At 65.6% G+C, this 15,751-nt stretch carries 12 protein-coding genes and 1 pseudogene; 9 read left to right on the top strand and 4 right to left on the bottom strand.

Annotated features, from left to right (window positions below; all coding sequences use genetic code 11):
• Positions 1–5: 5 nt before the first annotated feature.
• The gene (locus CXR03_RS00535) at positions 6–449 is read right to left on the bottom strand and encodes a hypothetical protein (protein ID WP_258073431.1); all 444 of its coding nucleotides are present in this window, start codon (positions 447–449) and stop codon (positions 6–8) included.
• A 169-nt stretch (positions 450–618) separates the two neighbouring features.
• Here CXR03_RS00535 and argS point away from each other — a divergent pair, with 169 nt between their 5' ends.
• The 9 genes and pseudogenes from argS to CXR03_RS00490 all read left to right on the top strand — a co-directional run.
• On the top strand, positions 619–2,268 hold the full coding sequence (argS, locus tag CXR03_RS00530) for an arginine--tRNA ligase (RefSeq protein WP_104101266.1): 1,650 nt from the start codon (positions 619–621) through the stop codon (positions 2,266–2,268).
• 3 nt (positions 2,269–2,271) lie between these two features.
• Positions 2,272–3,723 carry a diaminopimelate decarboxylase gene (gene lysA, locus CXR03_RS00525; RefSeq protein WP_104101264.1) on the top strand — a complete coding sequence of 484 codons (1,452 nt, stop codon included), beginning with the start codon at positions 2,272–2,274 and terminating at the stop codon, positions 3,721–3,723.
• Between the two features lie 17 nt (positions 3,724–3,740).
• Entirely contained in the window at positions 3,741–5,039 is a 1,299-nt protein-coding gene (locus CXR03_RS00520) for a homoserine dehydrogenase (RefSeq protein ID WP_104101262.1), read from the top strand.
• A 4-nt stretch (positions 5,040–5,043) separates the two neighbouring features.
• Complete coding sequence (thrC, locus tag CXR03_RS00515) at positions 5,044–6,159, top strand: threonine synthase (RefSeq protein ID WP_104101260.1); 1,116 nt, start codon at positions 5,044–5,046, stop codon at positions 6,157–6,159.
• Between the two features lie 5 nt (positions 6,160–6,164).
• Entirely contained in the window at positions 6,165–7,175 is a 1,011-nt protein-coding gene (gene thrB, locus CXR03_RS00510; protein ID WP_104101258.1) for a homoserine kinase, read from the top strand.
• A 378-nt stretch (positions 7,176–7,553) separates the two neighbouring features.
• A complete protein-coding gene (gene rho, locus CXR03_RS00505) occupies positions 7,554–9,749 on the top strand; it encodes a transcription termination factor Rho (protein ID WP_104101256.1) in 2,196 nt (731 codons plus the stop codon).
• Between the two features lie 221 nt (positions 9,750–9,970).
• Positions 9,971–11,050, top strand: coding sequence for a peptide chain release factor 1 (prfA, locus tag CXR03_RS00500; RefSeq protein ID WP_104052465.1), 1,080 nt, complete (start codon positions 9,971–9,973; stop codon positions 11,048–11,050).
• 8 nt (positions 11,051–11,058) lie between these two features.
• Positions 11,059–11,931 (top strand): peptide chain release factor N(5)-glutamine methyltransferase, encoded by an 873-nt coding sequence (prmC, locus tag CXR03_RS00495; protein WP_104101254.1) that lies wholly within the window; start codon positions 11,059–11,061, stop codon positions 11,929–11,931.
• A gap of 55 nt (positions 11,932–11,986) precedes the next feature.
• Positions 11,987–12,637 (top strand): annotated as a pseudogene (locus tag CXR03_RS00490) (L-threonylcarbamoyladenylate synthase); the annotation flags it as partial.
• Between the two features lie 49 nt (positions 12,638–12,686).
• Here the strand turns inward: CXR03_RS00490 and CXR03_RS00485 are convergent.
• Genes CXR03_RS00485 through CXR03_RS00475 form a run of 3 tightly spaced genes read right to left on the bottom strand, consistent with a single transcriptional unit; the run spans position 12,687 to position 15,608 of the window.
• Positions 12,687–13,703, bottom strand: a complete 1,017-nt coding sequence (locus CXR03_RS00485; RefSeq protein ID WP_258073430.1) for an NAD(P)-dependent oxidoreductase — start codon at positions 13,701–13,703, stop codon at positions 12,687–12,689.
• On the bottom strand, positions 13,700–14,707 hold the full coding sequence (locus tag CXR03_RS00480; RefSeq protein ID WP_104101251.1) for a glycosyltransferase: 1,008 nt from the start codon (positions 14,705–14,707) through the stop codon (positions 13,700–13,702). Before CXR03_RS00480 ends, CXR03_RS00485 begins: the two co-directional genes overlap by 4 nt.
• Before the next feature lies 1 nt (position 14,708).
• Positions 14,709–15,608 (bottom strand): glycosyltransferase, encoded by a 900-nt coding sequence (locus CXR03_RS00475; protein WP_104101249.1) that lies wholly within the window; start codon positions 15,606–15,608, stop codon positions 14,709–14,711.
• Positions 15,609–15,751: the final 143 nt, after the last annotated feature.

Here is a 15,751-nt window from a genome sequence, read left to right as displayed (position 1 = left end):
AAGCGTCAGCTCGCGGCTTCCGTCCGGATGGCGTCCAGCGCCTTGTTGAAACCGGAGCTGGTCAGTGACGAGCCGGCAACCTTGTCCACGTTCAGCTCATCAAGGTTCTTGCCCACGACCTGTTCCTGGATGCCGGAGGTGAATTCGCGCTGGTACTGCTTGGACGTGGGGTTGTTGCCGGACGTTTGAACGTCCAGGGAGGTGACCACATTGCCTTCCAGCGTCAGGGTCACGTCCACTTCCTCGGTTTGGTTGGACGGGGGAATGTAGCTGCCCTGCGCGGAGTATTCCCCGTCTGCGTAGTTGCCGGTTCGGACGGCTGATCCGGCAGCCGGGGGCGCAGATTCCGGATTGGCGGAGGCGCCGTCGTCGGACGCCGGGGCGCAGGCGGCAGAGGCCAGGGTCAGGGAAGCGGCGGCGAACAGCATGGTCTTGTGTGAGGGGGTCAATTTCTCTCCTTGGAGGCGGGATCCCTATCCATTACAACGTATTCGGTTGCGCTTCGCCTGCGCACGGGGTGTTGATTTGCCCACCGGGCGGACCCGGGGACAGCCGGGGCGGTCCGCGGCGTCGTCACAGTTCGCGGACCGGCACCTGCCCGGAGGCTATGCTTAACCGGTGACTCCTGAAGAACTTTCCTCCGCCGTAACTGCCTGCCTCCAAGACGCCATCGATGCCGGTGATTTCAGCATCGACGTGCCCCGGGAGGTGCGCGTGGAGCGTCCGAAGAACCGCGACCACGGCGACTGGGCCACCAATATTGCCCTGCAGCTTTCCAAGCAGGCCGGAATGAACCCCCGCCAGTTCGCGGAAATCCTCAAGGGACGCCTCGAAAAGATCGACGGCGTCGCGAAGGTGGACATTGCCGGGCCCGGCTTCCTGAACATTACGCTCGACGCCGGTGCCGCCGGTGAGCTGGTCAAGACCATCGTGGATGCCGGCGAGTCCTACGGCACCTCGGAAGTCCTCAAAGGCACCCGGATCAACCTGGAGTTCGTTTCCGCCAACCCCACCGGGCCCATCCACCTGGGCGGAACCCGCTGGGCCGCCGTTGGCGACGCCCTGGCCCGGATCTTCTCTTCCCAGGGCGCCGAAGTCACCCGCGAGTACTACTTCAATGACCACGGTGCGCAGATTGACCGCTTCGCCCGGTCCCTGCTGGCCTCGGCCAAGGGCGAGCCGGCTCCCGAAGACGGCTACGCCGGCGGTTACATCGAGGACATTGCCAACCGCATCCTGGCCGCTGAACCGGACATCATGGAACTGCCCGACGCCGAAGCGCAGGAACACTTCCGGGCCGCCGGTGTGGACTTTATGTTTGCCGACATCAAGGAATCCCTGCACAACTTCGGCGTGGACTTCGACGTCTTCTTCCATGAGGATTCCCTGCACGAAAACGGCCAGGTGGACAAGCTCCTGGAACAGCTCAAGGGCTCCAAGAACCTGTACGAAAAGGACGGCGCCTGGTGGCTGAACTCTTCCGAGTTCGGCGATGACAAGGACCGCGTGGTCATCAAGTCCGACGGCAACGCCGCCTACATCGCCGGGGATATCGCTTACATCCAGAACAAGCGCGACCGCGGCTTTGACCTGAACTTCTACATGCTCGGCGCCGACCACCACGGCTATGTGGCCCGGCTCAAGGCCGCTGCCGCCGCCCTGGGGCACGACCCGGAGTGCGTTGAGGTGCTGATCGGCCAGATGGTGAACCTGGTCAAGGACGGCAAGCCCGTGCGCATGTCCAAGCGCAACGGCACCGTGGTCACGCTCGAGGACCTGGTGGACGCCGTGGGCGTGGATGCCGCCCGCTACACGCTGGCCCGTTTCTCCGCCGACTCCAACATTGACATTGACCTGGACCTGCTGACCAAGCGCAGCAATGAGAACCCGGTGTTCTACGTGCAGTACGCCCACGCCCGCACCTACGCCCTGGCCCGCAACGCCGAGGCCGCCGGCGTGGATGATTCAGCGTTCGACGCGTCGCTGCTGACCCATCCCACCGAAGGCGAACTGCTGGCCGCGCTGGGACAGTACCCCGGCGTCGTCGCGCAGGCCAGCGCCTTCCGCGAACCGCACCGCGTGGCCCGCCACCTGGAAGTCATCGCCGGCACCTACCACCGCTGGTACGACGCCTGCCGGATCGCCCCCCAGGGCGACGAGGAAATCACCGATGTGAACCGCACCCGCCTGTGGCTGAACCTTGCCACCCGCCAGGTCCTGGCCAACGGCCTGGGCCTGCTGGGAGTCTCCGCACCGGAACGGATGTAATCCATGACTGTTTCCCCGCTCGCCCCCGAATGGCTCAGCCACCCGGCGGACGCCAATGCACTGCGCCCGCAAATGTGGGCCCGCGACGTCAGCCGCGCAGCCAACGGCGAACTGGAAGTGGCGGGAGTGTCCGTCTCCGCCCTGGCACGGGAGTTCGGCACGCCGCTGTTCGTGGTCTCCGAAGCGGACTTCCGCGCCCGCGCCAGGGACTTCAAGGACTCCTTCGACGCCGCCTTTGCCGACCTGTGCGGGGGAGTGGACGTCTACTATGCGGGCAAGGCGTTCCTCTGCACCGCGGTGGCCCGCTGGGTGCGTGAAGAAGGCCTGCGTCTGGACACCTGCTCCGGCGGTGAGCTGGCCGTTGCCCTTCGCGCCGGGATCCCGGGCACTGAATTGGGCCTGCATGGAAACAACAAGTCCGACGCAGAGCTGACCCGAGCCCTGGACATGGGCCTGGGCCGGATTGTCGTGGACAGCATGGCCGAGCTGCACCGCCTGGACGCCCTCGCGGTGTCCCGCGGCGAACAGGCCAACGTGATGCTGCGGCTGACGCCCGGAGTGCATGCGCACACGCATGAGTTCATTGCCACGGCCCATGAGGACCAGAAGTTTGGCCTTTCCATGGCACCGGATCCGGCTACCGGCGGCGTATCTCCGGCCGCTGCCGCTGTGGCCGCTGCGCTGGAAGCCAAGGGCATCCGCCTGCTGGGCCTGCACTGCCACATCGGTTCACAGATCTTCGAGCCTGAAGGCTTCGAGCTGGCCGCCAAGCGGCTGCTCGGCTTCCTGTCGGACGTCAAGGCTGCGCACGGCGTCGAACTGCCGGAGCTGGACCTCGGCGGCGGCTACGGCATTGCCTACACCGAAGCCGACACCCCGCGTCCGCCGGCTGAAATTGCGCAGGCGATGGCCGCCGTCGTCGGCACCACCTGCACCGAGCTGGGCCTGGCCGTGCCGCGGATCTCTATTGAGCCCGGCCGTGCCATTGTTGGCCCCACCACTTTCACTCTGTACCGCGCCGGCACCGTCAAGACGGTCCGCGTGGACACGGCCGACGGCGGGACCGCCGAACGCCGGTACGTTTCAGTGGACGGCGGCATGAGCGACAACGCCCGCCCCGTGCTGTACGACGCAGACTATTCGGCAGTGCTCGCCTCGCGGACGTCCGAACATGACGCCGTTATGTCACGCGTAGTTGGCAAACACTGCGAGAGCGGGGACATAGTGGTTCGGGACGTCTATCTTCCGGCGGACACCGGTGACGGCGATCTGCTGGCCGTTCCGGGAACGGGTGCGTACTGCTGGGCCCTGTCCAGCAACTACAACTACATTGCCCGTCCGCCCGTGGTTGCCGTATCAAACGGTGCTGCACGGCTGATCATCCGCGGAGAAACCGAAGAAGACCTGTTGGCCCGGGACGTAGAAACGCCGGCGTCCGACCGCCCGAATCGCTGAAGGAGAAGGCACGCACCATGAAGACCCTGAAAGTTGCCCTGTTGGGCTGCGGAAACGTTGGCTCGCAGGTTGCCCGGATCCTTCTTGACGACGCCGAAGACCTGGCCTCACGCACCGGTGCCCGGATGGAATTGACCGGCATCGCCGTGCGCAATCCGGACGCGCCGCGCGACACGGACCTGCCGCGGAACCTGTTCACCACCGACGCCGAAAAGCTGGTGGAGGGTGCGGACATCGTCATCGAACTGATGGGCGGCATGGAGCCGGCCCGCACGCTGATGCTGCACGCCATCGGACACGGCGCCTCCGTAGTCACCGGCAACAAGGCCCTGCTCGCTGCCGACGGCGCCGCACTGTTCGAAAAGGCCGACGCAGCCGGGGTGCGGCTGGCCTATGAAGCGGCCGTCGCCGGAGCCATTCCCATCCTGCGCCCCATCCGGGACAGCCTTTCCGGCGACCGGATCACCAAGGTCATGGGCATCGTCAACGGCACCACCAACTACATCCTGGACGCCATGGACAGCACCGGCGCCCAGTTCGCCGACGCCCTGGCTGATGCCCAGCGTCTCGGATACGCCGAAGCCGATCCCACCGCCGACGTCGAGGGCCACGACGCTGCGTCAAAGGGCGCCATCCTCGCCTCGCTGGCCTTCCACACCAACTTTGACCTGGCCAACGTCTCCTGCGAGGGCATCTCCTCCGTCACCGCCGATGACATTGCCGCGGCGAAGGACGCCGGCTTCGTCATCAAGCTGCTGGCCATCGCGGAAAAGCTGGACAACGACGGCGAACCCGGCGTCAGCGTGCGCGTGCACCCCACGCTGCTGCCGCGCACGCATCCTCTCGCCGCGGTGCACGGTGCCTTCAACGCAGTGTTCGTGGAAGCAGAAAACGCCGGCGAGCTCATGTTCTACGGCCAGGGCGCCGGCGGCGCACCCACCGCGTCGGCGGTGATGGGCGACGTCGTCTCCACCGCCCGCCGCTTGGTCCTGGGTGGACCGCTCGGCGCTGAAACGCCCACCGGCTCCGTACCGGCACTGCCGTTCGCCAAGGTCACCACCAGCTACAGCATCGGCCTGCAGGTCACCGACCAGCCGGGCGTCCTGGCTGCGGTGGCGCAGGTCTTCGCCGAGCACGGCGTGTCCATCGAAACCATGCGCCAGACCATCCATGCTGACGGCACGGCCTCGTCCGCCGAACTGCGTTTCGTTACGCACCGGGCATCCGAAGCTGCGTTGGCAGCCACCGTCGAGGCCATCAAGGGCCTGGACATCATCAATTCAGTCACATCCGTCCTGCGGGTAGAAGGGGTCTAATACCGTGGCTCATCAATGGCGCGGCGTCATCGCCGAATACGCCGATCGTCTTCCCGTAACCGAGAGCACCGAGATCATCACCCTCGGTGAGGGCGGCACTCCGCTGGTGAAAGCGAAGGCCCTCTCCGAACTGACCGGCAATGAGGTTTACCTCAAGGTCGAGGGCATGAACCCCACGGGTTCCTTCAAGGACCGCGGGATGACGATGGCCATGACGGCCGCCGTCGAATCCGGTGCCAAGGCCGTGGTCTGTGCCTCCACCGGCAACACCTCCGCCTCGGCCGCCGCGTACGCCACGCAGGCCGGCATCACCTGCGCCGTGCTGGTTCCGGACGGCAAGATCTCCATGGGCAAGCTCAGCCAGGCCATTGCCCACGGCGCTGAACTGCTGCAGGTCAACGGCAACTTCGACAACTGCCTGGATGTGGCCCGCAAGCTCGCCGAGGCCTACCCGGTGTTCCTGGTGAACTCCGTAAACCCCGCCCGTATCGAAGGACAGAAGACCGCTGCCTTCGAAGTGGTGGACTACCTCGGCGATGCCCCCGATTACCACCTGCTGCCGGTGGGCAACGCCGGAAACATCACCGCGTATTGGAAGGGCTACCGGGAATACTCCGAGCCTTACACCAACGTCGCCGGCAAGGAACTGGCGCCGGTGGCCACAAAGACTCCCGTGATGTGGGGCTTCCAGGCTGAGGGTGCATCACCGCTGGTAAAGGGCCATCCGGTGACGGATCCGGACACCATTGCCACCGCCATCCGTATTGGCAACCCCGCCTCCTGGGAGCAGGCCATTGCTGCCCGCGACGAGTCCGGCGGCCTGATCGAAGCAGTGACTGACACCGAGATTCTCGAAGCGCACCGCTGGCTGTCATCCCGGGAAGGCGTCTTTGTGGAGCCGGCCTCCGCCGCAGGCGTGGCCGGGCTGCTCAAGAAGCACGCCGCCGGCGAGGCACCCACGGGCAAGAAGATTGTCATCACCGTCACCGGCCACGGCCTCAAGGACCCGCAGTGGGCCCTGCGTACCGCCGACGGTTCCGATGTTGAACCCACCAAGGTGGACTTCGACGTCGTCTCCGTTGCCGCCGCGCTGGGCCTGGAAGCACAGGCTGCGGGCTAACAGATATGCATGCAAGTGATTCCGCTGCCCTGCCCCGCGCTGCGTCAGTGCCTGTGCCGGGAGCGGTAACCGGAGCAGTGGCCGCCGGCCAGGACGTGACCGTGCGGGTTCCCGCCACCAGCGCCAACCTGGGCCCGGGCTTTGACAGCCTGGGCCTGGCTGTTGGCTTGTATGACACTGTGCGGGTGCGCACGTCCGGTGAGCCGGGCACCACGGTGCGCATCACCGGCGAGGGTGCCGGAAGGCTGCCGACCGATGACACGCACCTGGTGGTCCGGACCATCAGGGAAACCGTGGAGTCCGCAGGGTTTTCCCTTCCCGGACTGCAGCTGGACGCGGAGAACGTCATCCCTCACGGCCGGGGGCTGGGCTCTTCGGCGTCGGCCATCGTTTCCGGCGTGCTGGCCGGCAACGCCCTGCTGCCACGGGATCACCGGCTGGATGCAGCTGCGCTGCTGGACCTGTGTTCCCGGTTGGAAGGCCACCCGGACAATGTGGCCCCGGCGCTGGCCGGCGGTTTGGCGATTTCCTGGGAAGAAGAGGGGGCCTTTCGCTCTGTCAGTGCACCGGTGCACGGCGACATCATCCCCGTTGCTGCGGTCCCGGCCACTGAACTCTCCACGGAGAGTGCCCGCGGGCTGCTTCCCGCGCAGATCCCGCATCCGGCCGCCGCTGCCAACTCGGGACGGGCCGCCCTGCTGATTCATGCCCTCGCCGCGGAACCCTCCCTGCTGCCGGCGGGAACGGTGGATTTCCTGCATCAGGACTACCGCGCTTCGGCCATGGAGCCCAGCGCGGCACTGATGCGGTACCTGCGTGAACACGGCATCGCCGCGGTCATTTCCGGTGCGGGGCCCACGGTCATGGCGCTGGCCAACGGCGAGGACCAGGCACAGCGGGCCGAGCACCTGATTGCCCGGCATCTTGCGGACGCTAAAGCTGCTCATTTATGGCGTGTTTTGCGGCTGAGTGTTGATCGTGATGGTGCTAGAGTGGAAGAGCACCAGCGGTACTAACCGTCTTTTGTGCTCCCGCATCCAGGCCGTCCATACTTGGACCGCCCTGAGTATTTGTTGAAAACTCGCTGTCAGGGGCATACTGTCCAAGCATCGTGTTTGAATACTCTTATTCAACTGCGGAAGCGCAATCCCCGGTGCAGCCTTCGGGTACTGCCAAGAAAAGGTCAGTTCCCTTGAATGCCGCGTAGTTCGGCAGCAAAGCTGACCAAACTCCTGTGGATTTCTTTCCAAGAGGCACCCAGTAGATTCGCCGTTGCCCGGCTCTTGCCGGAACCGGCGAACCCTGCCCCCCATGTCTGACCATAGGGGGACCAGGATCAAATCATCCGCGGCCGGCACTGCGCCGGACCGCCCGACGAGGGGGAAGGATCCTTCGTGACCGATACCACTGACCTGACAACAGGTGTGGACTCAGCTACCGCCGGAACCAACGGCGAAGCGACTTCAAAAAGCTCCGGACTGGCTGGCCTTAAGCTCGCTCAGCTTCAGGCGCTTGCCGGCCAGCTGGGTATTACCGGCGGATCCCGCATGCGCAAGGGAGATCTCGTGACGGCGATCTCCAACCATCAGCGGGGCGGCGCAGTCGCCGACCGGCCGGTCCGCGGTGCCAAGACCGAGACTGCCCAGGCCGACGTTGCCACAGCAGGTTCCGCCGCCCCGGCTGCAGCTGAGGCTCCGGCCGCAGAGCAGACAGCCCCCGAGCGTCCGGCGCGGACCCGCAACCGCAACCGCCGCGCTGCCAGTGACGGAGTAGTCACTGCGCCTGCCGCCGAGGCACCCGCCCGGACCGCTGCTGAGCCCGCACAGGCCGAGGCTCCGCGGGAGGAGAACTCCCGCGAGGAGACTCCGCGCGAAGAGCAGCCGCAGCGCGAGCGCAGCAACCGCCGTTCACGCAGCCGCCGTGCGGACAGTGACGGCACCTCCGAGAACGGCCGTTCCGACAACAGCAAGGCCGAGCAGTCGAATGCCGATTCTGCTCCGTCCAATGCCTCGGAGAACGGCACGGGAGCCAACGCCAACGCTGCCGAGGACCGCCGCGACAACAACCGCAGCGACAGCCGTGAGAACAAGCGTGACAATAACCGCGGCGAGCGCGAGAACAACCGCAATGACCGCGAGAACAACCGCGGCGAGCGCGAGAATAACCGTGGCGAGCGCGAGAACAACCGCAATGACCGTGACAACAACCGCGGCGAGCGCGAGAACAACCGCAATGACCGCGAGAACAACCGCAGCGACAGCCGCGACAACGACGGCGACGAGAACGGACGCGGGCGCAACCGCCGCAACCGCAACCGCAACGACCGGAATGACCGCAACGATCGCAGCGACCGGAACGACCGCTTCCGCGACCGCAACGAGCGCCGCCGCAACCGGAACCAGAACCCGGACGTCGACGACGTCGAGGTCACTGACGACGACGTCCTGCTGCCCGTAGCCGGCATCCTGGACGTCCTGGAGAACTACGCGTTTGTCCGCACCTCCGGTTACCTGCCGGGCCCGAACGACGTCTACGTATCCCTGGCCCAGGTCAAGAAGTACAACCTGCGCAAGGGTGACGCCGTCGTCGGTGCCATCCGCGCACCGCGCGAAGGCGAGAACCAGGGCGGCAACCAGCGTCAGAAGTTCAACGCACTGGTTCGCCTGACCTCGGTCAACGGCAAGCCCGCCGAGGACAACAAGGACCGCGTGGAATTCTCCAAGCTGGTTCCCCTGTACCCCTCCGAGCGCCTGCGCCTGGAGACCTCCGCCAAGGTGATCGGCCCGCGTGTCATTGACCTCGTGGCGCCGATCGGCAAGGGCCAGCGCGGCCTGATCGTCTCCCCGCCCAAGGCCGGCAAGACCCTCATCCTGCAGGCAATCGCCAACGCCATCACGATCAACAATCCTGAGGTCCACCTCATGATGGTCCTCGTGGACGAGCGTCCCGAAGAAGTCACGGACATGCAGCGCACGGTGAAGGGCGAGGTTATTGCCTCCACCTTCGACCGTCCCGCCGATGACCACACCACGGTTGCCGAACTCGCCATCGAGCGGGCCAAGCGCCTCGTGGAAATGGGCAACGACGTCGTCGTCCTCCTGGACTCCATGACCCGCCTGGGCCGTGCCTACAACCTGGCCGCTCCGGCGTCGGGCCGGATCCTGTCCGGCGGTGTCGACTCCTCGGCGCTGTACCCGCCCAAGCGTTTCTTCGGTGCTGCCCGCAACATCGAAAACGGCGGTTCGCTGACCATCCTGGCCACGGCCCTGGTGGAAACCGGATCCAAGATGGACGAGGTCATCTTCGAGGAATTCAAGGGCACCGGCAACATGGAACTGCGCCTGTCCCGCAACCTCGCGGACAAGCGCATCTTCCCGGCCGTGGACGTCAACGCGTCCGGTACCCGCCGCGAAGAGAACCTGCTTTCCCCTGATGAAGTCAAGATCATGTGGAAGCTGCGCCGCGTCCTGTCCGGCCTGGACACCCAGCAGGCTCTGGAACTGCTCACCGGAAAGATCCGTGAGACGCAGTCCAACGTTGAGTTCCTGATGCAGGTCCAGCAGACCACCCTGGGCACCAAGGACAACTAGCTGCCGTACCAAGCCGCTCATATTCCGGCCTCCGCCTTCCGCGGACGGACCGGAGTCTGGGCGGCTTGGCAGTTAATGCGCAGGTCTCGGAAGTCCGGGCACAGGTAAGGTGGCCGGGCGCGGATAAACTGCTGTTGGGCAGTCGAAAATCTCCGCCGTGAAATTGCCATGGAACCGTCCGCTTTGGGCCGGTTCCAACCATCGAAAGAGGAATGTAAAAGATGTTTGAGTCCATACAGGGTCTGTTGGATGAGCACGCAGAGCTGCAGCTGCGGCTTTCCGATCCCGCAGTGCATGCGGATCAGGGCCTGGCCCGGCGGCTCGGGCGGCGCTATGCCGAGCTCAGCCGCATCGTGGACGCCTACAACAAGTGGCACGCCCTCGAGGATGACCTCGCAGCAGCGTCTGAAATGGCAGCGGAGGATCCGGAATTCGCGGCCGAGGTTCCCGTGCTGAAGGAACAGCTGGATGAGGCACAGGAAACCCTGCGCCGCCTGCTGATTCCGCGCGACCCCAATGACGGCCGCGACGTCATCATCGAGGTCAAGGGCGGTGAAGGCGGCGATGAAGCAGCACTGTTCGCCGGTGACCTGCTGCGCATGTACACCCGTTATGCCGAGCACCGCGGCTGGCGCACCGAGATCATTTCCGCCACCGAGTCCGATCTGGGCGGCTACAAGGATGTCTCCATGGCCATCAAGGGCAACTCCAATGACCCGGCCGAGGGTGTCTACGCCCGCCTGAAGTACGAGGGCGGCGTGCACCGTGTCCAGCGTGTCCCCGTCACCGAATCCCAGGGCCGCATCCACACCTCAGCAGCCGGCGTGCTGGTGCTGCCCGAAGTGGACGAGCCCGAAGAAGTCGAGATCAACCAGAACGACCTGAAGATCGACGTCTACCGTTCCTCCGGCCCCGGCGGACAGTCCGTGAACACCACCGACTCCGCCGTGCGCATCACCCACCTTCCCACGGGAATTGTGGTGGCCATGCAGAACGAGAAATCGCAGCTGCAGAACCGCGAAGCCGCCATGCGCGTGCTCCGTTCCCGCATCCTGGCCCACGAGCAGGAAAAGATCGACGCCGCCAACTCGGACATCCGCAAGTCACAGATCCGCACCATGGACCGTTCCGAGCGTATCCGCACGTACAACTACCCGGAAAACCGGATCGTGGATCACCGCACCGGCTACAAGGCGTACAACCTGGACACCGTCCTGAACGGCGAGCTTGAGGCCGTGGTGCAGGCTGCCATCGAAATGGATGAACAGGCCCGCCTGGACGCCATCGGTGACGAGAACTAAGTAAGCCGATGGAATCCACCACCCTGGCAGCGGCTTTGCGTGAGGCAACAGCCACTCTGGCCGCAGCCGGGGTGCCCACTCCGGCCGTGGACGCCGAACTGCTGGCCGCACATCTGCTGGGGGAGTCCCGCGGCAGGGTGAAGGCGCTGGCCTTCACCGATGCACCGGTTCCGGCAGGATATGAGGAGCTGGTGGCCGAACGTGCGGCCCGCGTGCCGCTGCAGCACCTGACTGGTTCCGCGTCCTTCCGCTACCTCGAGCTGAAGGTCGGGCCCGGGGTCTTCGTTCCCCGGCCCGAGACGGAAACGGTGGCCCAGCTGGCCATCGACCATGCCCGTGCCGTTCTCGCTGCCGGGAAGCCTGCGGTTCGGGCGGTGGACCTTGGCACCGGCTCCGGTGCCATTGCCGCCGCCCTGGCCACCGAAGTTCCGGGTGCTGAGGTATCCGCCGTCGAGCTGAGCCCGCTGGCCCTGGCCTGGGCGAGCCAAAACCTCGAACCGCTGGGAGTCCGCCTCCTGCACGCGGACCTGCGGACCGCTCTCTCGGATGAAAACGGCAGCTTTGACGTGGTGGTATCCAACCCGCCGTACGTCCCCGCCGAAGCTGTTCCCAATGAACCGGAAGCCGCCGAGCATGATCCGGCCATGGCACTCTACGGCGGCGGGCAGGACGGACTGGAACTGCCGCTGGCCGCTGCCGCCACCGCTGCCCGGCTGCTGCTTCCGGACGGTTACTTTGTCATGGAACACGCCGAAGTCCAGGCCGAGCGGATTGCTGCCCTCCTGTCGGCGGAAGCCTGCTGGCGGAATGTTGCCACGCACACCGACCTCAACGGCCGTCCGCGGGCGACGTCTGCAGTGCGGACTTCATTCCCGGCCTGATGCACAGACCCGCTTATATCAACAGATCTAATGATTCGAAGGAACAAGGACACAAGTGACTACCACTTACGACTGCACTGATCCGCAGAGCCAAAGCGAAGGCCTGGCCAAAGCCCAGCAGGCCGTAGCTGCAAAGCAGTGCGTGGTCCTGCCCACTGACACCGTCTACGGCATTGGCGCGGATGCCTTTTCTCCCCAGGCCGTGGCTACCCTGCTGGCATCGAAAGGCCGGGGCCGGTCCATGCCGCCGCCCGTGCTGATCCCGAGGATGCAGACCATGGACGGGCTGGCAGTGGACGTGTCCGACGACGCGCGGGCGCTGGCTTCGGCTTTTTGGCCCGGCGGGCTGACGTTGATTTTCCATGCCCAGCCCTCGCTGACCTGGGACCTCGGCGACACGCTGGGCACCGTTGCGCTGCGCATGCCCGATGACAAGATTGCGCTGGAACTGCTGAACCTCACGGGGCCGCTGGCGGTCTCGTCGGCTAACCGCACCGGCAACCCGGCGGCGCAGACTGCCGCGCAGGCCCGCGAGCAGCTGGCCGAGTCGGTGGAGGTTTATCTGGAGGCCGGGCCCCGGCCGGAACACGGCGAGCCGGGAGTGCCGTCCACCATCGTCGATGCCACGTCCGACACCCTGCGGGTGGTCCGGCTGGGGGCGATCAGCTTGGAGCGGCTGCAGGAAGTCGTGCCGGGAGTCCAGGGACCATCGGAGGACGCAGCCTAGGCTGTCCTTTCCCGCTCGGGCAGGTGTGTTAGCGGTCCGCCGGTTCCCGGACCTGCACAGAGCGCAGGACTTCCTGCACCCGGGGCTCGGGAACGTTGCCGCTCGCTTCGGCCCACCCGGGAACCTGCCGCTGGCCGAACCACATCATTTCCAGACGGCGCAGGGGACCGTGCAGCCGTTCGCCCGCGAGGGCAGAGAGCCGGTAGCCGCTCCAGAGCGCGCTGCGGCACAGCCATCGAGGCAGCCGCAGCGGCTTCCGGCCGCCCGCCGCCTCCAGCACTCCTGCCACCGTGGCATGCTCCCACGGCTGCAGGACGACGGCGGGAACACGGCCCGCGTGCAGTCCCACGGTGCGGATGAACTGCACGAGTGAATCCACTGAACTGACAGGGGAAGGCGCCGTTCCCTCTCCGGCGACGCTGGCGAGCGGAGAGGCGGCTAAACGGGCAAGACTGACCGTTGTGGGCCGCTGCGGTCCCTGAACAGAGGTGGCCCGGATGGTCACGACGCCGCAGGCACCGGCAGCCCGTGCCGCCAGACCGCGTTCACCCAGGGCCTTGGACCGGGAATAGGCGGAAAAGGGCTGGAGGTAGCTGGTTTCGTCCAGGAACGGACGATGTCCCTGCACGGCGGCGCTGCTCAGGTGGACGAAGCGGCGAACCCCGGCGGCGTCTGCAGCATCGGCAACAACCAGCGGCAGCAGCGCATTGGCCCCGTGGAGCGCGGGGGAGTCTGTTCCTCCCGGCGTGGCGAGGCCGGCCGCGTTGATGATGACGTCCGCGCCGGCAAAGGCGTCCGCGAGTTCCGCCCGCACTGCAGCCAGCGCGGAAGCTTCCTCAAGCAGCCCCGCTGCGTCTTCGGCGGCTGATTCGAGCCGGGGAGCTGCAACGGCGCGCACGGTAAGTCCGGCGGCACGCAGTGATTCGCAGACGGCGCTGCCGATAAAACCGGAGGATCCGAGCACGGCCCAAACAGCCGACGTCGTTGGCTCGGCTGCGCTGGAGTTCTGTACGGCGGGATCGTGCGGAGAAATGTCGTGCGTCAAACCTGGTGTTTCCGATCGTGGGACGGGGCCGGATCAAGCGCCGGCATAGGCTGCCAAGATCCATCGTGCAGGATCAACCGGCTTTCCCGCCAACCGCGCCACAGGCTCGGCGCCCCGGCAACCCGGTGCTCCACGGCAAGCAGCCGCAGAATCTCCTTACCGGCAGTCAGCATCGTTCCCAGCGCAAACCCAAGGCGGTTGTACCGCCCGTGCGCCCGCAGGTACTGGCCCGTATGGCCGCGGTTGCGCATGGAATAGAAGCGGCTGAGGTCACTTGAATCATTCAAATGCCGGATGCCCAGATCGATCTGCTTCTGTGGACGGACCTTCTGCAGCACAAAGTCATTGACGTAGACCACGTCCGTGAGGCGGGAGGCAAGCCAGCCGTAGATCTCGTCATCGCCGTTGATGAAGTACCGCTCGTCGGGAAGCCCGATGCGGCGCACGAGATCAGCCGAAATCAGCATGCCCTCAAAGCAGCCCACATTGGTTGTGAAAGCTGCACTGTCCCGAAAGACATTGCCGCGGACCGGAACATGGATACCCAGGAACGGGAGGAACCGGTGCTGCCAGAAGAACGGGTTGCCGGCCTCGTCCAGGCGCCTGCCGTGGATGCACCCGTACGTTCCGGTCCACTTGCGAAGCGCCGTCACGGCACCCGGGAGGACAACGACGTCGTCGTCCATTAACCACAGCCAAGACGCGCCTTCGCTGAGGGCACGCTCCACGCCGGCGGAGAATCCCCCGGCGCCGCCGGCGTTAACGGGCAGCCGCACGTTGATTAGCGGGATGGCGAGCCGGGAGGCAGCGGCGGTGATGACGTCCTGGGTGTCATCGGTGCTGGCGTTGTCCACCACGACAATCCGCTCCGGTGCCGGTTCCAGGGCAGCCACGGAATCCAGCAGTCCGCGCAAATATCCGGAACGGTTGAAGGTGGCGATGACCAGGGTCAGTTCATCGGCAGAGGAGGGCGTTGCGGGGGAGGGCGCCTCGGGGCGGACCATGTCAGAAGCCGAAGTCCGACGGCGGTCCGAAGCGGCGTCCGCGCATACCGGCAGCGTAGGCACGCAGCCAGGCGGCGAAGCCCCGCGGATCGCGGGTCTTGGCAAAGTGGACGGGATAGCCCACCGCGTCAGCGGCGAAGGAGCGCAGCCGCTTGTATTTCCATGTCAGGTGACCGCGGTTGCGGTAGAAATAAAACTGTTTGAAGGCATTTTCGGGAACCAGCACGTGCAGCCGTTCACCGGCAACCTGCTGCACTTCGGCCCACGCCGCCGGGTGGGTCAGGGCTACGGAAGTGACAGTTCCGAACCGGATTCCGGCGCGCCGCAGCCGGATCATGAAATCGGTCTCATCCCCGCGGATAAACAGGCGCAGATCAGGGAGGCCCACACGGAAAAATACGTCGGCGCGAATCAGCGCACCGTTGAAGAAATGCCCGACGTCGGGGATGAAGCCCAGTTTCTCCACCTGCGCACGGTCATGGGTCAGCTTGCCGTCCAACCGGAAGTGGAAGGACAGGGTATCCGGGTGCCCGGGAGCCACGACCAGCGGAAGGACCACGTCCATCTGGTGCTTCTGAGCTGCCTCAAGCAGGGCGGCGAGGCAGTTCGGATCCTCCGGATGTGCGTCGTCGTCCATAATCCAGATCCAGTCCGCCCCGGAAGCCATGGCGGTGAGGATGGCCAGCGAAAAACCGCCGGCGCCACCAAGGTTTGTGTTGGATCGAACGTACGTAACGGGCGCGGATGAAGCTTCAGCGATATCCTGAACCGGCGTCTTCCCTGAATCCACCAAGGCCACCGAGGTAATGTTGGCGCTCTGGGCGGCCAGCGAGTCCAGCAGAGTGGACACATCGTCGGGGCGGTCGAACGTTACTGCTGCTACGGCCACGGAGTCCGGCAAAATGATCCTTTCGAGGCAACCCGGATGAGCGGCCCAAGCCGAACGGAGAAGGGTGTGCAGTTAGAATGCTGATGAGATTCCAGTCTATTACACCGGATTCTTCCGAACAGTGTTGCAATCACCGAGAAGAGAACCGGGGAACT

Source organism: Arthrobacter sp. 08Y14 (assembly GCF_002929455.1).
Lineage (GTDB): Bacteria > Actinomycetota > Actinomycetes > Actinomycetales > Micrococcaceae > Arthrobacter_B > Arthrobacter_B sunyaminii.
The sequence above is the reverse complement of the archived record's forward strand: the minus strand, read 5'-3'. Positions and strand labels throughout refer to the sequence as shown.

Excerpts from the sequence above, each read along its gene's own strand:
- lysA (WP_104101264.1), top strand. The coding sequence starts at position 2,272 with ATGACTGTTTCCCCGCTCGCCCCCGAATGGCTCAGCCACCCGGCGGAC.
- CXR03_RS00520 (WP_104101262.1), top strand. The coding sequence starts at position 3,741 with ATGAAGACCCTGAAAGTTGCCCTGTTGGGCTGCGGAAACGTTGGCTCG.
- thrB (WP_104101258.1), top strand. The coding sequence starts at position 6,165 with ATGCATGCAAGTGATTCCGCTGCCCTGCCCCGCGCTGCGTCAGTGCCT.
- prfA (WP_104052465.1), top strand. The coding sequence starts at position 9,971 with ATGTTTGAGTCCATACAGGGTCTGTTGGATGAGCACGCAGAGCTGCAG.
- prmC (WP_104101254.1), top strand. The coding sequence starts at position 11,059 with ATGGAATCCACCACCCTGGCAGCGGCTTTGCGTGAGGCAACAGCCACT.
- CXR03_RS00480 (WP_104101251.1), bottom strand. The coding sequence starts at position 14,707 with ATGGTCCGCCCCGAGGCGCCCTCCCCCGCAACGCCCTCCTCTGCCGAT.